This window comes from Rhizobium sp. P1_E6 (assembly GCF_056405875.1).
This window is the reverse complement of the sequence record NZ_JBFUBG010000021.1, coordinates 71,805-90,262: the sequence shown is the minus strand read 5'-3', so window position 1 is coordinate 90,262 and position 18,458 is coordinate 71,805. Positions and strand designations below refer to the sequence as shown.

The 18,458-nt window shown below is 60.7% G+C and carries 20 protein-coding genes and 1 pseudogene; 15 read left to right on the top strand and 6 right to left on the bottom strand.

Annotated elements, in window-relative coordinates; genetic code table 11:
* The first annotated feature begins 63 nt into the window (after positions 1–63).
* Genes AC1D35_RS13520 through AC1D35_RS13505 form a run of 4 tightly spaced genes read left to right on the top strand, consistent with a single transcriptional unit; the run spans position 64 to position 3,631 of the window.
* On the top strand, positions 64–654 hold the full coding sequence (locus tag AC1D35_RS13520) for a shikimate kinase (protein WP_113299109.1): 591 nt from the start codon (positions 64–66) through the stop codon (positions 652–654).
* Positions 651–1,781 (top strand): 3-dehydroquinate synthase, encoded by a 1,131-nt coding sequence (gene aroB, locus AC1D35_RS13515; RefSeq protein WP_113308230.1) that lies wholly within the window; start codon positions 651–653, stop codon positions 1,779–1,781. Before AC1D35_RS13520 ends, aroB begins: the two co-directional genes overlap by 4 nt.
* A complete protein-coding gene (locus tag AC1D35_RS13510; protein ID WP_477833690.1) occupies positions 1,781–3,091 on the top strand; it encodes an HlyC/CorC family transporter in 1,311 nt (436 codons plus the stop codon). Before aroB ends, AC1D35_RS13510 begins: the two co-directional genes overlap by 1 nt.
* A gap of 60 nt (positions 3,092–3,151) precedes the next feature.
* Positions 3,152–3,631, top strand: coding sequence for a DUF2938 domain-containing protein (locus AC1D35_RS13505; protein ID WP_113308228.1), 480 nt, complete (start codon positions 3,152–3,154; stop codon positions 3,629–3,631).
* A gap of 54 nt (positions 3,632–3,685) precedes the next feature.
* Here AC1D35_RS13505 and AC1D35_RS13500 read toward each other — a convergent pair whose 3' ends face one another.
* Positions 3,686–3,967 (bottom strand): BolA family protein, encoded by a 282-nt coding sequence (locus AC1D35_RS13500; protein WP_113308227.1) that lies wholly within the window; start codon positions 3,965–3,967, stop codon positions 3,686–3,688.
* A 105-nt stretch (positions 3,968–4,072) separates the two neighbouring features.
* Between AC1D35_RS13500 and AC1D35_RS13495 the strand changes: the two genes are divergently transcribed.
* From AC1D35_RS13495 to AC1D35_RS13475, 5 genes are all read left to right on the top strand, one after another.
* Positions 4,073–4,693, top strand: coding sequence for a J domain-containing protein (locus AC1D35_RS13495; RefSeq protein WP_113299105.1), 621 nt, complete (start codon positions 4,073–4,075; stop codon positions 4,691–4,693).
* A 305-nt stretch (positions 4,694–4,998) separates the two neighbouring features.
* Positions 4,999–5,991: a cobaltochelatase subunit CobS gene (gene cobS / locus AC1D35_RS13490; protein ID WP_113299183.1), complete on the top strand. Its 993-nt coding sequence runs from the start codon at positions 4,999–5,001 to the stop codon at positions 5,989–5,991.
* 12 nt (positions 5,992–6,003) lie between these two features.
* Positions 6,004–7,905 (top strand): cobaltochelatase subunit CobT, encoded by a 1,902-nt coding sequence (gene cobT / locus AC1D35_RS13485; RefSeq protein ID WP_113308226.1) that lies wholly within the window; start codon positions 6,004–6,006, stop codon positions 7,903–7,905.
* A gap of 24 nt (positions 7,906–7,929) precedes the next feature.
* A complete protein-coding gene (locus AC1D35_RS13480; RefSeq protein WP_113299103.1) occupies positions 7,930–8,928 on the top strand; it encodes an esterase-like activity of phytase family protein in 999 nt (332 codons plus the stop codon).
* Positions 8,929–9,004: 76 nt separating this feature from the next.
* Positions 9,005–9,568, top strand: a complete 564-nt coding sequence (locus AC1D35_RS13475) for an ATP-binding protein (protein ID WP_113308225.1) — start codon at positions 9,005–9,007, stop codon at positions 9,566–9,568.
* Positions 9,569–9,818: 250 nt separating this feature from the next.
* Here the strand turns inward: AC1D35_RS13475 and AC1D35_RS13470 are convergent, their stop codons facing one another.
* A complete protein-coding gene (locus AC1D35_RS13470) occupies positions 9,819–10,454 on the bottom strand; it encodes a VUT family protein (protein WP_113308224.1) in 636 nt (211 codons plus the stop codon).
* A gap of 150 nt (positions 10,455–10,604) precedes the next feature.
* Positions 10,605–10,907, bottom strand: coding sequence for a 50S ribosomal protein L28 (gene rpmB, locus AC1D35_RS13465; protein WP_113299100.1), 303 nt, complete (start codon positions 10,905–10,907; stop codon positions 10,605–10,607).
* 241 nt (positions 10,908–11,148) lie between these two features.
* Between rpmB and AC1D35_RS13460 the strand changes: the two genes are divergently transcribed.
* Positions 11,149–11,928 carry a DUF3108 domain-containing protein gene (locus AC1D35_RS13460; RefSeq protein ID WP_113308223.1) on the top strand — a complete coding sequence of 260 codons (780 nt, stop codon included), beginning with the start codon at positions 11,149–11,151 and terminating at the stop codon, positions 11,926–11,928.
* Between the two features lie 33 nt (positions 11,929–11,961).
* A complete protein-coding gene (gene yddG / locus AC1D35_RS13455) occupies positions 11,962–12,855 on the top strand; it encodes an aromatic amino acid exporter YddG (RefSeq protein ID WP_477938689.1) in 894 nt (297 codons plus the stop codon).
* Here the strand turns inward: yddG and AC1D35_RS13450 are convergent.
* Positions 12,852–13,282: pseudogene (locus AC1D35_RS13450) on the bottom strand (cupin domain-containing protein). The gene yddG and the pseudogene AC1D35_RS13450 overlap by 4 nt on opposite strands.
* 3 nt (positions 13,283–13,285) lie before the next feature.
* Entirely contained in the window at positions 13,286–14,056 is a 771-nt protein-coding gene (gene gloB / locus AC1D35_RS13445; protein ID WP_113299096.1) for a hydroxyacylglutathione hydrolase, read from the bottom strand.
* Between the two features lie 54 nt (positions 14,057–14,110).
* Here gloB and AC1D35_RS13440 point away from each other — a divergent pair, with 54 nt between their 5' ends.
* The 4 genes from AC1D35_RS13440 (at position 14,111) to AC1D35_RS13425 (ending at position 17,431) form a co-directional block, all read left to right on the top strand.
* Positions 14,111–14,887 carry a class I SAM-dependent methyltransferase gene (locus tag AC1D35_RS13440; protein ID WP_113299095.1) on the top strand — a complete coding sequence of 259 codons (777 nt, stop codon included), beginning with the start codon at positions 14,111–14,113 and terminating at the stop codon, positions 14,885–14,887.
* An 87-nt stretch (positions 14,888–14,974) separates the two neighbouring features.
* Positions 14,975–16,084, top strand: coding sequence for a histidinol-phosphate transaminase (hisC, locus tag AC1D35_RS13435; protein ID WP_477938688.1), 1,110 nt, complete (start codon positions 14,975–14,977; stop codon positions 16,082–16,084).
* Positions 16,081–17,007, top strand: a complete 927-nt coding sequence (locus tag AC1D35_RS13430; protein WP_113308219.1) for a prephenate/arogenate dehydrogenase family protein — start codon at positions 16,081–16,083, stop codon at positions 17,005–17,007. The genes hisC and AC1D35_RS13430 overlap by 4 nt, the downstream gene beginning before the upstream one ends.
* Before the next feature lie 4 nt (positions 17,008–17,011).
* Entirely contained in the window at positions 17,012–17,431 is a 420-nt protein-coding gene (locus tag AC1D35_RS13425) for a GNAT family N-acetyltransferase (protein WP_113308218.1), read from the top strand.
* On the opposite strand, the gene AC1D35_RS13420 is transcribed toward AC1D35_RS13425, so the two are convergent.
* Complete coding sequence (locus AC1D35_RS13420; protein WP_113308217.1) at positions 17,428–18,444, bottom strand: DUF2125 domain-containing protein; 1,017 nt, start codon at positions 18,442–18,444, stop codon at positions 17,428–17,430. The genes AC1D35_RS13425 and AC1D35_RS13420 overlap by 4 nt on opposite strands.
* Positions 18,445–18,458: the final 14 nt, after the last annotated feature.

The window sequence follows — 18,458 nt, the reverse complement described above, 5'->3', positions numbered from 1 at the left end:
CCGCGACTTGACGCTACACCCGCATTTGTCGATACCGTTTGCAAACAAAGTGTGAATGGACCGATGAGTGAGCCCCCAGTTTCCGTTGCAGACAGTCTGAAAGACAGAGCTCGCGCCGCGCTCGGTTCACGCAATCTCATCCTTGTCGGCCTCATGGGCGCCGGAAAATCTTCCGTCGGCCGCCTTGTCGCGCAGCAGCTCGGCATCCCTTTCGTCGATAGCGATATCGAGATCGAGCGCGTTTCGCGGATGACGATCACGGAGCTTTTTGCTGCCTATGGAGAAGAAGAGTTCCGGGCGCTCGAAACGCGGGTGATGAAGCGCCTGCTGAAGGGCGGCCCGCGCGTCGTCTCCACCGGCGGCGGCGCTTTCATCAACGACCGCACCCGCAGGCATATCAAGAAGGGCGGCCTCTCGGTCTGGCTCAAGGCCGATCTCGACGTGCTCTGGGACCGGGTCAACAAGCGCGATACACGTCCGTTGCTGAAGTCCGAAAACCCGAAGCAGACGCTCGAAAATCTGATGAATGCCCGATACCCCGTTTATGCCGAGGCCGATCTCACGGTGCTTTCGCGCGACGTGCGAAAGGAAGTCATGGCCGATGAAGTGCTGAGAGCCATGGTCGAGGCCCAGAAAGAAAGCGCATTATCATGAACGCGATCACTCCCGCTTCCGCCGTCCGCAAGGTCCATGTGCCGCTTGGCGAGCGGGCCTATGATATCCTGATCGGGCCGGGCCTGATCGCCAGCGCCGGCGGCGAGATCGCTTCGCGGCTCAAGGGCCGTAAGGCGGCCATCATCACCGACGAACATGTGGCGCAGCTTTATCTCGATGCATTGAAGGCAAGCCTGGATGCCGCGGGCATCGCCTCGGCAGAGGTTGTCTTGCCGGCCGGCGAGAAGACCAAGAGTTTTGAACATCTGATCAATGTCTGCGACAAGGTTCTCGAGGCCCGCGTCGAACGCAATGATTATGTCATCGCCCTCGGCGGTGGCGTCATCGGCGACCTCTCGGGTTTTGCGGCCGGCATCATCAGGCGCGGGGTGCGCTTCGTGCAGGTGCCGACCTCGCTGCTCGCCCAGGTGGATTCCTCCGTCGGCGGCAAGACCGGCATCAACAGCCGCCACGGCAAGAACCTCATCGGCGTTTTCCATCAGCCGGATCTCGTGCTCGCCGATACGGATGTTTTGAATTCTCTGAGCAAGCGCGAATTTCGCGCCGGCTATGCCGAAGTCGCGAAATACGGACTGATCGACAAGCCGGATTTCTTCGCCTGGCTGGAGAACAACTGGCAGGCGGTCTTTGCAGGTGGTTCGGCCCGCATCGAAGCGATTGCAATTAGCTGTCAGGCCAAGGCGGATGTCGTCGTCGCCGACGAGCGGGAAAACGGCCAGCGGGCGCTGCTCAATCTCGGCCATACGTTCGGCCATGCGCTGGAGGCTGCGACCGCCTATGACAGCAGCCGTCTGGTCCATGGCGAAGGCGTTTCGATCGGCATGGTGCTGGCGCATGAATTTTCGGCGCGCATGAACCTTGCAAGCCCCGATGACGCCCGCCGTGTCGAGGCGCATCTGAGGGCGGTCGGCCTGCCGACCCGTGTGTCGGAAATTCCGGGCACTCTRCCGCCGGCGGAGGTGCTGATGGATGCGATCGCGCAGGACAAGAAGGTCAAGGGCGGCAAGCTCACCTTCATTCTGACGCGCGGCATCGGCCAGTCCTTCGTCGCGGACAACGTGCCGGCTTCCGAAGTGATCAGCTTTCTCAAGGAAAAGCATCCCTGATGACAGTCGAAGGCACTCTGGCGTTTTTATCGGTCTACTGGCCGGAGATCGTTTCGATCGTGGCCCTAGTGCTGATGTCTGCCTTCTTTTCGGGGTCCGAAACCGCGCTGACCGCTGTTTCGAGAAGCCGCATCCATACGCTGGAAGCCAATGGCGACGAACGCGCCGGTCTTGTGCGAATCCTCATCGAGCGCCGCGACCGGCTGATCGGTGCGCTGCTGATCGGCAACAATCTCGCCAACATTCTCTCCTCGTCGCTGGCGACAAGCATATTTCTGGGGATCTTCGGCAATTCCGGTGTGGCGCTGGCAACACTTGCCATGACCATCATCCTCGTCATCTTCGCGGAGGTTCTGCCGAAGAGCTGGGCGATCTCCACGCCTGAGCGTTTTGCGCTCAATGTTGCAATACCGACCCGCCTCTTCGTCGCCGTTGTCGGACCGCTTTCCTCCTTCATCAACGCAATCGTACGCCAGATCCTCGGTCTCTTCGGCATCACCCTGTCGCGCGAAGTCTCGATGCTGTCGGCTCATGAGGAACTGCGCGGTGCCGTCGACCTGTTGCATCGCGAAGGCTCGGTGGTGAAGGCCGACCGCGACCGCCTCGGCGGCGTGCTCGATCTCGGCGAGCTCGAGCTTTCCGACATCATGGTTCACCGTACGGCGATGCGGGCGATTAACGCCGACGATCCGCCGGAATCCGTGGTCCGGGCCATCCTCGAAAGCCCTTACACGCGCATGCCGCTCTGGCGCGGTACGATCGACAACATCATCGGCGTCGTACATGCCAAGGACCTGCTGCGGGCGCTCGCCGAACCGAACATGGAAGCGCAGCAGCTCGACATCGTGAAGATCGCCCAGAAGCCCTGGTTCGTGCCCGACAGCACCAATCTCGAAGATCAGCTCAATGCCTTCCTGCGCCGCAAGCAGCATTTCGCCGTCGTCGTCGATGAATATGGCGAGGTGCAGGGCATCGTGACGCTGGAGGACATTCTGGAGGAGATCGTCGGCGATATCTCCGACGAGCACGATATCGACATGCAAGGTGTGAGGCAGGAGGCCGATGGCTCCATCGTCGTCGATGGCGGCGTGCCGATCCGCGATCTCAACCGCGCACTCGATTGGAACCTGCCCGACGAGGAGGCGACGACGATCGCCGGCCTCGTCATCCATGAATCAATGACCATTCCCGAAGAGCGGCAGGCCTTTACCTTCCACGGCAAGCGCTTCGTCGTCATGAAGCGGGAAAAGAACCGCATCACCAAGCTGCGCATCCGCCCCGCCGGGGAAGACGAGACGAAACCCGCCTGATTATGATCTCCATTGCCGGCATGGAAGTTCCAGATGCCGGCTCATTCCACAGGATCTGACATGTTCGACATCATTTGGCGATCCGTCGCCATCGGCATCGGGGCGACCGTCCTGATGGATATTTGGGCAATCCTGCTCGCAAAGCTCGGTGTGACGTCGTCGCCGAACTGGGCGCCTGCCGGCCGCTGGTTCTGGCATCTCGGCAAGGGCAAGGTCTTTCACGACGATATCGGTGATGCCGCGCCCTATGCCAACGAGCTGGCGCTCGGCTGGATCGGCCACTATGCGGTCGGCATTCTCTACGGCATCCTGCTGGCGATCTTCGTCGGCCCGGCCTGGTTTGCCGCACCAACCTTCCTGCCGGCCTGGATCCTCGGCATCGTCACGGTCGGCGCAGGCTGGTTTCTGATGCAGCCGGGTCTCGGCCTTGGCTGGGCGGCTTCTAAGACGCCGAATCCCACGAAGGTGCGGGTGCTGAACCTGCTCGCCCACACCGTCTTCGGTTTCGGGCTCTACGCCACGGCGCTGATCATCCGCTAAGAGCAATTCCAGCAAAAGTCTGCAGCGGCTTTGCGTCTGGAAATGCTTTAAGAGTTACCAGCGCGTCGGTTCGCCCGGTGCTGCCGGCTCGACGGCCAGCGCATGAAGCCCTGCGTCCAGCTCGGGCTTCAATAGGTCGGTGATCGCCCTGTGGCGCTGCAGCCGAGACATGCCGGCGAATTTTGCAGAAACGATGCGAACGCGCATATGTGTCTCGCCGGTGCCCGTGATGTCCGGCTGGTGGCCGACATGCAGATGGCTCTCGTTGATGACGAAGAGGCGTTCGGGTGCAAAGGTCGCCTTGAGCTTCTCTTCGATGCTGGTCTGGAGTGTCATCACCGGGTCTTCTGAGTTCGCGAAAAAGGTTCCCACCAAGCCAGCAACATTCCCGTTTGTCAATTCTTGTTGTCATCAGTCAGCAGCCCCATAATTAGCGCCGTCATGAGACTTGATTCCAAATATTTCGATCGCATCCGAACGCGCCGCAGACGAGAGCAGGAGCCCGAGCAGGCGCCTCCAAGCTGCCAGTGGGACGGCTGCGACAAAAAAGGCACGCATCGCGCTCCTGTGGGACGCAATGCGGAAGGTCAATTCTTCTTGTTCTGCTTCGAGCACGTCAAGGACTACAACAAGGGCTACAATTATTTCTCCGGCCTGTCGGACGGTGAGATCGCGCGCTACCAGAAGGAGGCGATCACCGGCCATCGCCCCACCTGGACCGTTGGCGTCAACAAGGATGCCAAGAACAGCCCGCTGCATGCCGAGGTTCGCTCCGGCGCCTATTCGCGTGTGCGTGATCCGTTCGGCTTCGTGAAGGAAAGTGGCGGCAAGGGCAGCGGCCCGCGTTTCCCGCAGGCCCGCAAGCTGAAATCGCTGGAAGCCAAGGCTTTCGATACGATGGGACTTGCCGCGAACGCCACCTCCGCAGAGATCAAGAGCAGGTACAAGGAACTGGTCAAGAAGCATCACCCCGATGCGAATGGCGGCGACCGCGGCTCGGAAGAGCGTTTCCGTGCCGTCATCCAGGCCTATCAATTATTGAAGCAGAACGGTTTTTGTTAGTTCCCGTCCTTGCTCTTAAGCTTCAATCGGGTATGGTCCACATCGGCTGAGGCCGCAGGCAATCGCGGCATATATTTGTGCGTTTTCCCGACATCGCCTCTGCCGACCTTCCGGACGCGGCATTTCTTGTCCGGGACTCTTTCTAGAATGCTCGCCAGCGGTCATCATCCCGCCGAGGTTTCGTTTCAGTCCCGGAGAAGTATCGCCGACGTTCCCACCTGACAGGCGCGGAATATCGCGGCGTCATGGTTGCGAAATGGCTTGAGACAGTATGGCCGGGTGCCATCACCCGCCTTGGAGACATGATGAGCAAGATCGAACTTGATATTTCCGAACTGCCCGATACCACCGTTTCGGTCCGCGAGGCCTTCGGCATCGATTCCGACATCCGCGTTCCCGCCTACAGCAAGGGCGACGCCTATGTGCCGGATCTCGACACCGACTATCTCTTCGACCGCGAGACGACGCTCGCGATCCTCGCCGGCTTCGCCCATAACCGACGCGTGATGATCTCCGGCTACCACGGCACGGGCAAGTCTTCCCATATCGAGCAGGTCGCCGCCCGCCTCAACTGGCCTTGCGTGCGCATCAACCTCGACAGCCATGTCAGCCGTATCGATCTCGTCGGCAAGGATGCGATCGTCGTCAAGGACGGCCTGCAGGTCACCGAATTCAAGGACGGCATCCTGCCCTGGGCCTATCAGCACAATGTCGCGCTCGTCTTCGACGAATATGATGCCGGCCGCCCGGACGTGATGTTCGTCATTCAGCGCGTGCTGGAATCTTCCGGCCGCCTGACGTTGCTCGACCAGAGCCGCGTCATCCGTCCTCACCCGGCCTTCCGCCTGTTTGCGACCGCCAACACCATCGGTCTCGGCGATACGACAGGCCTCTATCACGGCACGCAGCAGATCAACCAGGCGCAGATGGACCGTTGGTCGATCGTCTCGACGCTGAACTATCTGCCGCATGACCATGAAGTGAATATCGTCGCTGCCAAGGTGAAGAGCTTCGGCAAGGACAAGGAAGGCCGTGATACGGTTTCCAAGATGGTCCGCGTTGCCGATCTCACGCGCGCTTCCTTCATGAACGGCGATCTTTCCACCGTCATGAGCCCGCGTACTGTCATCACCTGGGCCGAGAATGCCGAGATCTTCGGTGATCTCGCCTTCGCCTTCCGAGTGACCTTCCTCAACAAGTGCGACGAGCTTGAGCGTCCGCTGGTGGCCGAGCACTATCAGCGCGCCTTTGGTGTGGAGCTGAAGGAAAGCGCTGCCAACATCGTGCTGGGGGCATAAGGCCAGTCGATCATGGCATCTCGTGGTGACAATTCGAAAGCAAAGCCCGGCGCGCCTGTCGATGTCGAGCCGTTGCGGCGTGCGATAACCGGTTGCGTACGCGCAATCGCCGGCGACGATCAGGTCGAGGTGGCTTTCGCCAATGAACGCCCCGGCATGACGGGCGAACGCATCCGCCTGCCGGAGCTTTCCAAGCGTCCGACAGCGCATGAGCTGGCGGTTACGCGCGGCCTTGGCGATTCCATGGCGCTGCGCATCGCCTGTCACGACGAGAAGGTGCATTCGACCATGGCGCCGCAGGGCTCCGACGCGCGGATCATCTTCGACGCCGTCGAGCAGGCGCGCGTCGAATCGATCGGTTCGCTGCGCATGGAGGGCATGGCCGCAAACCTGCGCTCCATGACGGAAGAGAAATATGCCAAGGCAAATTTCACCGGCATCGAACGGCAGGAAGATGCGCCGATCGGCGAAGCCGTCGCCATGATGGTGCGCGAGAAGCTTACCGGCCAGAAGGCGCCTGCTTCGGCCGGTAAGGTGCTTGATCTCTGGCGTTCCTTTATCCAGGAAAAGGCCGGCAGCGAGCTCGACAATCTCTCCGGCGTCATCAACGACCAGCAGGCCTTCTCGAAGGTCATCCGCAATATGCTGTCGGCCATGGAAATGGCCGAGGAATATGGCGATGACGACAGCGATCCGGACTCCGACGATCAGTCCAACGAGGATGATCAGCCGACGGGCGACGAGCAGAACGAGGATGAGGTCGACGAGGACGCCGGCAGCGATGCCGCGCCCGTCGAAGACAGCGAAGTCTCCGACGAGCAGATGGAGGACGGCGAAACTGAAGGCGCCGAAATCTCCGACGACGACATGATGGAAGAAGGCGAGGACGATTCCGAGACGCCGGGTGAGACCCGCCGTCCGAACACGCCCTTTGCCGATTTCAACGAAAAGGTCGATTACCACATCTATACGGAAGAGTTCGACGAAATCATCAAGGCCGAGGAGCTGTGTGATGCCGCCGAACTGGAGCGACTGCGCGCCTTCCTCGACAAACAGCTGGCCCATCTCCAGGGCGCAGTCGGGCGGCTTGCGAACCGCCTGCAGCGCAAGCTGATGGCACAGCAGAACCGCTCCTGGGATTTCGATCTCGAGGAAGGGTATCTGGACTCGGCCCGCTTGCAGCGCATCATCATCGATCCGACGCAGGCGCTCTCCTTCAAGATGGAGCGCGACACGCAGTTCCGCGATACGGTTGTGACGCTTCTGATCGACAATTCCGGTTCCATGCGAGGCCGGCCGATCACGGTTGCCGCCACCTGCGCCGATATTCTGGCGCGCACGCTGGAGCGTTGCGGCGTCAAGGTCGAGATTCTCGGCTTCACGACCAAGGCCTGGAAGGGCGGGCAGGCGCGTGAAAGCTGGCTGGCCAATGGCAAGCCGCAGACGCCGGGCCGTCTCAACGACCTGCGACACATCATCTATAAGTCGGCCGATGCTCCCTGGCGACGCGTACGGCCCAATCTCGGCCTGATGATGCGCGAGGGGCTGCTGAAGGAAAATATCGACGGCGAGGCGCTGATCTGGGCGCATAACCGCCTGCTCGCACGTCGCGAGCAGCGCCGCATCCTGATGATGATTTCGGATGGTGCGCCGGTGGACGATTCCACGCTGTCGGTCAATCCAGGTAATTATCTGGAACGGCATCTGCGTGCGGTAATCGAGCAGATTGAGACGCGCTCGCCCGTCGAGCTTCTCGCAATCGGCATCGGTCATGACGTGACGCGTTACTATCGCCGTGCCGTGACGATCGTCGATGCGGACGAGCTTGCCGGCGCCATGACCGAGCAGCTTGCAGAACTGTTCGAGGATCACGCCGCCCAGCCGCGCGGTGGTCGCCTGCGCCGCGCCGGCTGATGCGATCTCGGGGAAACACTCCGCATGGCGTTTGAAAATCTGTCTCGCGCGGCTCTGGTCGTCCTTGCCCTCGCGACGGGGTTGTCCGGCGCTTATGCGGGCGAGCCTGCGAAGATCATCAGCCGCAAGATTTCTGATTTCCATATCGGTCGCGACGAAACCCGCTTCGGCCCTTTGGAATTTATCGGCGGGCTGGAGATGGTGTCGAGCAATTCCCTCTTCGGCTCCCTTTCCTCCATCCGCATGCGTCCTGACGGCAAGAGTTTCGTCGGCGTTCTCGATACCGGGCACTGGCTGACCGGCAGCATCGAACGCGATGCCAAGGGCAGGCTTTCGGGCCTTTCCGGCGTCGAGATCACGGCGATGAGGAATCGCGTCGGCCGGACCTATGAGGGCAAGGGGCCTATGGATGCCGAAGGCCTCGCACTGGATGGCGACCGGATTCTTGTTTCCTTCGAGCAGGACCATCGCGTCGACATCTATCCGGACCCCGGCTTTCTCGACTCGCGATCCTTATCGACGGTCGGGATCCTCATTCCCCGGGACGAGATGCGGGCAAACCGTGGCATTGAAACCGTTGTCGTAGCCTCCGCCTCGAGCCCATTGAAAGGCGCGCCCGTGATTGTGACGGAGCGAAGCCTCGACGAGGATGGCAACCGGCTTGCGGCTATTCTGGACGGGCCGCTAAAGGGGCAGTTCGCGGTCGAGAAGGATGGCAGCTTCGATGTGACCGACGGTGCCTTCCTGCCGGGCGGAGACCTGCTTCTGTTGGAGCGGCGCTTCAATATGGCCGAAGGTATCGGCATGCGCATTCGCCGCATCAAGGGAGCAGATATCAAGCCCGGCGCCATCGTGAACGGTGAGCTGCTCGTCGAGGGTAACTTCAATTACAATATCGACAATATGGAAGGGATCGATACCTTCCAGGCCGCCGATGGCACGACGCATGTCATCCTGGTGTCTGACGACAATCACTCCATCCTGCAGAGAAATCTGATGCTGGAGTTCCGACTGGTCGATTGAGCGGCCGTCGAACGGCTGTCATAACTCTGCGCTATCCGGTCCATTCCTTCGCGGATATTACCCCTTAAGAGAGCGTATCATGCGTATCCATATCACGGGAGCCTCGGGTTCCGGCACGACCACGCTTGGCCTGGCGCTGGCCGAACAGCTTGATGTCCGTCATCTCGATACCGACCATTTCTTCTGGATGCCGACCGATCCGCCCTTCACGATGCAGCGCGAGGTCGGGGCTCGCGTTGCGATGCTCAGGCAAGAGGCGTTGCCCGATGCCGATTGGGTGCTTTCCGGCTCGGCGATCAAATGGGGCGCGGAATTCGAGCCGCTTTACGACCTGGTGGTGTTCCTGACGGTCGATCCCATGGTGCGTATGGAGCGTATCCGCCGGCGCGAGGAGGCCCGCTATGGCGAAAGGATCAGGCCCGGTGGCGACATGGCGGCGCAAAGCCGTGAATTCATGGAATGGGCGGAGAGCTACGATACGGCAGGGGCGGAGCGTCGCAGTCTCGTTGCACATGAGGAGTGGTTGATGACGATGACAAAGCCGGTTTTGCGGCTAGATTCATTGCTACCTGTTGAACAGCTTGTTGCGGAGGTGCTCTGGCATCCCGCCATCGTCGCAAAGAGACATCCGGTCTGCTGACGTCGGTATTCGACGCTTCCTTTGTCCGGCGAAGAGAGAGGAAGGACATCCGTCAGGAAGACTGGCTGCAGAGGGGACCGCAGCCAGTCCATCCATCCTTCATGGTCGGAGCGTTTTCCTGGATCGCTTGACCAGAAGTGGCTCTCGCCGAACCGAGCGGCGAGGATACAAAGCATGGATTGGTAAACAGGAGCGATCTGGTGCCGAAGGCCCTGTCGCCGATCCAACGATGAGGGATCGCGGCGCGACGTTACCGCGTTGTGGCCGCCTGCACAGGACGCAGCACGTTCATCAGCGCGCCATAGGGCAGCAGCATCACCAGGCCGACGAGCATCTTCACCGAGAAATCACCAAGCGCCCAGGAGATCCAGCGCGGAGCTTCCGCCGAGAGGACGCCGAAGATCGGCGCGTTTTCCAGCGCAAAGGGCTCGTTCGGACCGAGGAAAACGAAGAAGGCGGCAAAGGACAGCGAGAAGAACATCACCGTATCCAGCGCCGAGCCGATCAGCGAGCCGACGAGCGGCGCGCGCCACCAGGCCTGACGACGCAGGTGGTTGAAGACGGCGATATCGAGAAGCTGGCCGGCAAGATAGGCCGAGCCGGAGGCGATTGCGATACGCGGAACCGAGGTGAAAAAGGAAAGGGCGACACCGACGACAAAGCCGGCGAAGACCACCCTGCGCGCAGCCTGCGGACCGAACTGGCGGTTCGTCAGGTCGGTGATCAGGAAGGCGATCGGATAGGAGAAGGCGCCCCAGGTGAGGATGTCGGCGAGATTGATGCCGGCAACCGTGGCGTTCAGCGGAAACTGAACGAGAAAGTTGGAGGCGACGACGACGAGCGTCATCAGGGCGACATAGATAAGGGTATGGCGGGTCGTCAGCATTTTTTTATCCTGGGTGATGCCACCAGTTCGAGTGAGATTTCAGCCTGGAATTAGAGCCAGGCCGGCAAAGCAAAAGGCTCGTGCGGATATTATCCGTTCAAGCCTTTGAAAGCCTTTGGAAGACTTGGGTAGCGGCTTTGGGGCCGAACCTTAAGCAGCAGCAACTGCCGCTTCTGCGGTCTTCTTGACGATCTGACGACGCAGCAGCCGAGCGCGCATCGAAAGTTCGCCTTCGTTAGCCTTCAGCAGGAAGGCATCGAGGCCGCCACGATGCTCGACGGAACGAAGAGCAGCAGCCGAAACGCGAAGACGGTAACGCTGGCCGAGCGCGTCGGAGATCAGCGTAACCTGGCACAGGTTCGGGAGGAACCGGCGCTTGGTCTTGTTGTTGGCATGGCTGACATTGTTACCAGTCAGGACTGCCTTGCCGGACAATTCGCACACGCGGGACATGGAACACCTATTCTTGTTTTTCTCGGGCCATCGAATGACAATCCGGCAAAAACCGACTGCGCAATCCATCAGGCCATGATTGGAAAGTTGCGGTTCTATAGTCAGGCAGGCCGCGCGCGTCAAGCCAAACCTTGGCCTTTCCCGCAATTCTGTCAAAAAGCTGCTGTTTTCTTCGCAATGCGGCAGGAGTATAGACCGAAGTGCAAGGGCGCAAGCAGCCCGGCAAGACAAGGCGCTCACCATGGCTCATCTGGGCAGACGGATTCTAGTTTCGGCACTTGCGGCTCTTCTGGCCTTGCCGGCCGGTGCGAGCGAAATACAGCACCGTACGGAATACAGGGTGGCCCTTGCCGGCCTGACGATTGCGCGGGCGGCCTTTCTTACCAAGATAGAAGACGATCACAGCTACAAAATCGACGGCGACATCAAATCGGCCGGCCTTGCTGATCTCGTCACCGATATTCTGGCCAAGACCAGCGTTACCGGGGTGGTGCGCGATGACCGGCTGCAGGCTGCAAAATACGTCCTCTATTACAAGACCGGCAAAAAGGTTCGCACCTATGAGGTCAGCTACCGCAACGGCAATATCGTTTCGGCCACGACGACACCGGAGCCGCGCCGGCCAAAGGAATGGATTCCGGTAACAGAGGGCGATATGCGCGCCGTGCTTGACCCGATCTCAGGCCTTATCTTCACGGGCGATACCGACGTCTGCTCACAGAAGCTGCCGATCTTCGATGGCGAGACGCGCATGGACCTCGTGCTTTCGCCGAAGGGCGATGAGAATTTTTCGACCGACGGCTTCAAGGGCAAGGCGACCGTCTGCGGCGTGCGCTTCATTCCGCGCTCCGGCTACAAAAAGGGCCGCAAGGATCTCGTCTACCTCAGCAAGAGCAATCGCATGGAAATCTGGTTTGCCAAGGCGCAGGCGGCAAATGTATATGCTCCGGTCTACGTCCGCATTCCCACGGAATACGGGACGGTGACGATCACGGCTGTGAAATACGGCGGGAACAGCTGACGGAGCCTTCGTAAGTCTCCGCGAGGGGGACGAGTGAAACTTCGGGCGACGTTGATCGGTTTTACGGCCATTCTGATGTGGTCATTCCTGGCGCTTTTTACGGCCGCCTCCGGCAAGATGCCACCGTTCCAGCTTTCGACCATCTGTTTTGCCATCGGCAGTATTCCCGGCATTCTCGTGCTCATCCTCAATCCGTCGCGTATCGCCCTCCTGAAGCAGCCGGCAAAGGTCTGGATCACGGGCATTGCCGGTCTGTTCGGCTATCACTTCCTCTATTTCACGGCGCTCAGGAATGCGCCGGCCGTCGAGGCGGGTTTGATTGCCTATCTTTGGCCATTGCTGATCGTCGTCGGTTCGGCGCTGCTGCCGGGCGAGAGGCTGCGCTGGTATCACATTGTCGGCGCTCTGGCCGGTCTATGCGGCACCTTCATGATCGTCGGGCGCAACGGCATCGATTTCGATGGCGCCTATGCCGTCGGTTATGGGGCGGCTTTCCTCTGTGCCTTCACCTGGTCCGGCTATTCGCTGCTGACGCGGCGTTTCGACGCCGTCTCGACCGATGTCGTCACCGGCTTCTGCCTTGCGACATCGGTACTTTCGCTGTTCTGCCATCTGGGACTTGAGACAACGGTGTGGCCGGAGACAAACTTCGAATGGCTTGCCGTGGTCGGCCTCGGCCTTTTCCCCGTTGGGGCCGCCTTCTATGCCTGGGATTATGGCGTCAAGAACGGCGATATCCAGATCCTCRGTGCCGCAAGTTATGCCGCGCCGCTGCTGTCGACGCTGATCCTGACCGTCTTCGGTATTGCCGAGCCCAGTTGGCGTATTGTGCTTGCCTGCCTGCTGATCACCGGCGGCGCGGTGCTGGCAGCGCAAGAAATGTTCCGCCGCAAGCCGCAGGTGCAGCCGGTGGCGGAACAAGCTTAAGCGCCGGGCTTCCAGTCAGGCGGCGCCATCTCGAATTTGGAGAATTCGAAGCCGGGCGCCACCGTGCAGCCGACCAGCGTATAGTCGCCGAGCGTTTCGGCCGATTGCCACCAATTGGCAGGGATGATGGCCTGTTCGGGCCGGCAATATCCGTGCCGAGCTTCAGCGTCTCGCTGTGGCGACCGTCTCCGGAGCGGTGCAGCGCGAGCGGGGCGCCGGCATAGTAGTGCCAGACCTCTGCCGCATCATGGACACGGTGCCAGTGCGAGCGCTCTCCCCTTGCGAGCAAATAATAGATCGCCGTCGAATGGCCGCGTTCGCCGCCATTGGTATCGCGGAAGGTCTGTGCATACCAGCCGCCTTCGGGGTGCGGCTGCATGCTAAGCTCGCGGATGATCTTCTCGGGGGTGAGCTCTTTTCCGGTCATGTCCTAGAAATTGTCCTTGCGCTTGCGGATTTCGGTAAAGACCTCTTCGTTGGTCTTGCCCTCCATCAGCAGGTTGCGGCGGATGGCAGGATCGGCCGCACGCAGGAAGGGATTGGTTTCCTTTTCGAGCGCCAGCGTTGTCGGAATGGTGAACTTGCCTTCGGCGCGCAATGCCTCGATTTCCGCCGCACGGCTTTTCAGGCGCTCGTTACCGGGATCGATGGTGACCGCAAAACGGGCGTTGGAAAGCGTATATTCATGGCCGAAATAAACGGCAGTTTCGTCCGGCAGGACCGCAAGCTTCTGCAGCGAATGCCACATGTCGGCAGCGGGACGCTCGAACAGACGGCCGCAGCCGAGCGCAAACAGCGTGTCGGCGGCAAAGAGCAGCTTGTCGTCGGCAAAGTGGTAGCAGATATGGCCGGCCGTATGRCCGGGCGTTTCGATGACGTTGATCGTGTGATCGCCAAAGAGGAAGCTGTCGCCATCGCCCATCGTCTTGTCGAGGCCGGGGATTGCCACCGCTTCGTTGACCGGACCGATGATCTCCAGGCCGTACTGTTCCTTCAGCGCCAGATTGCCTTCCACATGGTCGATATGGTGATGGGTCGTGAAGATATGGGTGATGTTCCAGCCGCGGCGCACGGCAGCGGCTTCGACGGCCGCCGCATCGGGCGCATCGATCGAGGCGGTCTGTCCGGTTTCAGGGTCGTGGACGAGAACGCCGAAATTGTCGCTGCGGCAGAGAAAAACTTCTAATTCCAAAGGTTTCATCGTTCAAATAGTCCCTTATCCCTCGAACTGACCGGGAATGTAGAGATTCCGGCCTTGAAGTCCAACCGGTCACTGATAACATTTGGCATAATGCACGCCGATATCGTCGACCTTCGCCAATTCTATCATTCTGAGCTTGGACACATGGCCGAGCAGTCGATTGCCATGGCGCTGTCGTCGCTCTGGGTGCGCCTGCCGCAGGAGCGGCTTGTGGGCATTGGTTATTCCGTGCCCTTCCTCGACCGGTTCCAGGCCGACACGGAACGCACCTTCGCTTTCATGCCCGCGGGACAAGGGGCCGTGAACTGGCCTGTCGGTTCGCTTTCTTCCACCGCATTGATCTTTGACGAGGAATTGCCGCTGCCGGATTCCTCGATCGACCGGGTGCTGATGGTGCATTCCCTGGAATTTGCCGAAAGCCCACGCGAGACCCTGAAGGAACTCTGGCGGGTGCTGGCGCCGGGCGGGCGGCTCGTGATCGTCGTGCCAAACCGCCGCGGGGTCTGGGCGCGCATGGAACATACACCTTTCGGTTCGGGTCGACCCTATTCGCGCGGCCAGCTGACCCATCTGCTGCGCGAGACCAACTTCACGCCGGGCGCCACAGCCGAGGCGCTATTCTTCCCGCCGTCGAAACTGCGCGCCGTGCTGCGCCTGCGCCGCGGCTTCGAGCGGATCGGCCGCACGCTCTGGCCGGCTTTTTCGGGCGTCATCATCGTCGAGGCGCAGAAGCGGCTCTATCAGGGCCTGCCGGTCGCCGCACGCGCCTCGCGACGTGTTTTTGTGCCCGTGCTTGCGCCGCACGGGGTGCCGACCACACGCAGCCGCTAAGCGCTGCAGCACTCGACAAAATCGCCATTCCGCTTTAATTGCACTCAAGTCTTTCGCCGGCTTTGCGGCAATTTCCAAGGTCGATCCATGAGCATTGAGAAGAGCAAGCCCGTTCCGCGTCCCGGTATTCTTGAAATCGCTGCCTATGTGCCCGGCAAGGAGCATGCGCCGGGCGTGGCCCGCGTCTACAAGCTCTCCTCCAACGAGACGCCACTCGGTGCGAGCCCCAAAGCGATCGCCGCATTCAAGGCGGCCGCAGACAATCTCGAGCGCTATCCTGATGGACAGGCGCGTGAGCTGCGTGGGGCGATTGCCGCCGTGCATGGCCTCAACCCGGCAAACATCCTTTGCGGCAATGGTTCCGACGAATTGCTCGGCCTGCTCTGCCATGTCTATCTCGGTCCCGGCGACGAGAGCATCGTAACCGAGCACGGCTTCCTCATCTATAAGATCCAGACCATGGCGGCAGGTGCGACGCCTGTTGTGGTCAAGGAAAAAGACCATACCGTGGACGTGGATTCGATCCTTGCGGCGGTGACGGAGAAGACGAAGATCGTTTTCATCGCCAATCCCGGCAATCCGACGGGCACCTATATTCCGGTCAGCGAAATCCGCCGCCTGCAGGCCGGGTTGCCGAAGCACGTTATCCTCGTGYTCGATGCGGCCTATGCGGAATATGTCCGCCGCAACGATTACGAGGCCGGTATCGAGGTCGTCTCCTCGAATGCAAACGTCGTCATGACCCGCACCTTCTCGAAGGCCTATGGCCTCGCGGCGCTGCGCATCGGCTGGATTTATGCGCCGGCCGATATCGTCGATGCGCTGCAGCGTGTGCGCGCGCCATTCAACATGAATGCGCCGGCGATCGCGGCGGGCGCTGCAGCGATCCGCGACCAATCCTTCGTTCAGGACGCTGTGTCCTTCAATCAGCTGTGGATAGAGAAGCTGACGGATGCTTTTGAAGCTCTCGGCCTCAAGGTCACCCCGTCGGTCACCAATTTCGTTCTCATTCATTTCCCTGATGCCGATGGCAAGCGGGCCGCCGATGCCGATGCATTCCTGACGGGCCGCGGCTATATTCTGCGCGCGGTTCGCGCATACGGCTTTCCGAACTCTCTACGTATGAGCATCGGTCCTGAAGAGGCCAATCGCGGTGTCATCGAGGCGCTCGGCGAATTCATGGGACGCAAGGCATGACAGTCCAGTTTAATCGCATCACCCTGATCGGTATCGGCCTGATCGGCTCCTCCCTTGCCCATGACATCAGGCGCCTGGGCCTTGCCAATGAAATCGTCGTTGCTACGCGGAGCGCCGAGACGCTGAAGCGCGCCGAAGAGCTTGATCTCGGCGATCGTTACACGACCTCCTCTGCCGACGCGGTAAAGGACGCTGATCTCGTTATCGTATCGGTGCCGGTCGGCGCTTCCGAAAGCGTGGCGAAGGAGATCGCCAATACCCTCAAGCCTGGCGCGATCGTCACTGACGTCGGTTCCACGAAGGCTTCCGTGATCGCGCAGATGCAGCCGCATATGCCTGACTACGTGCATTTCATTGCCGGCCACCCGATCGCAGGTACGGAAAAGTCCGGCCCGGATGCAGGCTTTCCCGGCCTGTTCGAGGGACGCTGGTGCATCTTGACGCCGCTCGAAGGAACCGATCCGACCGCGCTGAAGACGCTTCGCAGCTTCTGGGAAGCGCTCGGCTCCAAGGTCGATGAGATGGACGCCCAGCACCACGACAAGGTGCTCGCCATCGTCTCCCATCTCCCACATCTCATAGCCTACAATATTGTCGGCACGGCTGACGATCTTGAGACCGTAACGGAATCGGAAGTCATCAAATATTCCGCCTCCGGCTTCCGCGATTTCACGCGTCTCGCAGCCTCCGATCCGACGATGTGGCGCGATGTCTGCCTGCATAACCGCGATGCGATCCTGGAAATGCTGGCGCGTTTCTCGGAGGACCTTGCCTATCTGCAGCGGGCGATCCGCTGGGGCGAGGGCGACAAGATCTTCGAACTCTTTACCCGCACCCGCGCCATCCGCCGCTCGATCGTCCAGGCGGGCCAGGATGTGGATGCGCCGGACTTCGGTCGTCCGCATCTGCTGGAAAAGAAATAGTCTCGTGGTGGAGATCGCGAAACCGGGCCGGAAAGACAAGGAATGGCTGTTCCGCGAAGACAGCCATGTCGGCGAGGCCTGGATTTCTCGCTGCATCGATCTCGGCGAATATCTGATCGCCCGCGAGCAGGCTGAGATTGTCGGCTTCCTGCGTTTCTCCCGCTTTTGGGGCAGGATCCCCTACATGGAAATGATCCGCGTGCTGGATGGCCATCGCCGGTCCGGCGTCGGGACGGCACTGTTTCTCACCTGGGAGAAGGAAATGCGCGAGAGCGGCGCGCGTCTCCTGATGACGTCGAGCGAATGCGACGAGAGCCGCCCGCAGGACTGGCATCGGCGCAACGGCTTTTCCGAGACAGGATCGATCGGACTCCCCGGCATCCAGACGGTGCCGGAAGTGTTTTTCCTCAAGACGATCGGTTAGATCGGCGGGATCTTGCCGAGCGGGATGAAGCCGCTCACCGTTGCGTTGCCGTGATCGACGACGAGATCGACGGAAACCTTGTCGCCACCGCCGGCAAGTGCCTTCAGGAGCTTCGTTGCCGTATCGACGGTCGAAGCCACCTCGGGAAAGGCTTGCTTGATGCTTGTGCCCCACGGGCCGAGCTGTTCGATCTCCAGCTTGAACTTGCCGGAAAGGAAGCCCTGTTCGTCGAAGGCGAAGGGGCCGGAGACGGTCATCACCTTGCCGTCGCCGATATCGGCGACGATCCGGCGAAGCTCACCCTGCGAGCCGTGGATACCCTCTTTGTCGGTGCCGTCGATCATACCGGCTTTGCCTGTTAGCGTCAGATCGGCGCTGGCGGAGAATTTCGGGAAGACCTGGGGCCAGTCCTTGATCGCGGCATTGGAGTTTTCGACCGAGATTGCGCCGTCGAGATCCGCTCCGTTCTGCCGCAGGTGGATTTCGGTGCGGGCGGCATCGAAATTCACGGTCTGTCCGGTGAAGGAGGAGACGGCCACCGCTTTCAATCCATCAATCACGGTCGAGGTGCGGTCGATGCCCTGCGCCTTGGTCGTGAGGCTCGATTGCAGATTGTCCCATTGGGCATTGACCGTCAGGCCCTGCGCGGTGCGGATTTCGGCCGGCGCGTCGAGTTCCCAGACGATATGGCCGGGGGCATAGACCTGGGCGGCGGAGCGAAGCGCCCCGAAGGTGGCCGAGATGCCGTTCACATTATCGTCCACATCCACCTTGGAGCAAAAAAGTCCGATGCGGAAAGGAAAGCCGCGGAATTCGATGCCGGAGCACTCGCCACTGACGCCAGCATCGGCGCGGGGTGCGATTGCGGTCAGCACGGTCTGTTTCAGCGCGGAGGCCGCATAGAACCAGCCGCCCGTATAAAGCGCGATCACCAGAAGAATGGCGCCGCCCAGCAACCAGAATTTCCTACCGCTGCGGTATTGGCCGCTGCCGGATTGGCTTGACGCTGCCATGATGTTCTCCAATG

Excerpts from the sequence above, each read along its gene's own strand:
- AC1D35_RS13520 (WP_113299109.1), top strand. The coding sequence starts at position 64 with ATGAGTGAGCCCCCAGTTTCCGTTGCAGACAGTCTGAAAGACAGAGCT.
- AC1D35_RS13510 (WP_477833690.1), top strand. The coding sequence starts at position 1,781 with ATGACAGTCGAAGGCACTCTGGCGTTTTTATCGGTCTACTGGCCGGAG.
- AC1D35_RS13505 (WP_113308228.1), top strand. The coding sequence starts at position 3,152 with ATGTTCGACATCATTTGGCGATCCGTCGCCATCGGCATCGGGGCGACC.
- AC1D35_RS13500 (WP_113308227.1), bottom strand. The coding sequence starts at position 3,967 with ATGACACTCCAGACCAGCATCGAAGAGAAGCTCAAGGCGACCTTTGCA.
- AC1D35_RS13495 (WP_113299105.1), top strand. The coding sequence starts at position 4,073 with ATGAGACTTGATTCCAAATATTTCGATCGCATCCGAACGCGCCGCAGA.
- cobS (WP_113299183.1), top strand. The coding sequence starts at position 4,999 with ATGAGCAAGATCGAACTTGATATTTCCGAACTGCCCGATACCACCGTT.
- cobT (WP_113308226.1), top strand. The coding sequence starts at position 6,004 with ATGGCATCTCGTGGTGACAATTCGAAAGCAAAGCCCGGCGCGCCTGTC.
- AC1D35_RS13480 (WP_113299103.1), top strand. The coding sequence starts at position 7,930 with ATGGCGTTTGAAAATCTGTCTCGCGCGGCTCTGGTCGTCCTTGCCCTC.
- AC1D35_RS13470 (WP_113308224.1), bottom strand. The coding sequence starts at position 10,454 with ATGCTGACGACCCGCCATACCCTTATCTATGTCGCCCTGATGACGCTC.
- rpmB (WP_113299100.1), bottom strand. The coding sequence starts at position 10,907 with ATGTCCCGCGTGTGCGAATTGTCCGGCAAGGCAGTCCTGACTGGTAAC.
- AC1D35_RS13460 (WP_113308223.1), top strand. The coding sequence starts at position 11,149 with ATGGCTCATCTGGGCAGACGGATTCTAGTTTCGGCACTTGCGGCTCTT.
- AC1D35_RS13430 (WP_113308219.1), top strand. The coding sequence starts at position 16,081 with ATGACAGTCCAGTTTAATCGCATCACCCTGATCGGTATCGGCCTGATC.
- AC1D35_RS13420 (WP_113308217.1), bottom strand. The coding sequence starts at position 18,444 with ATGGCAGCGTCAAGCCAATCCGGCAGCGGCCAATACCGCAGCGGTAGG.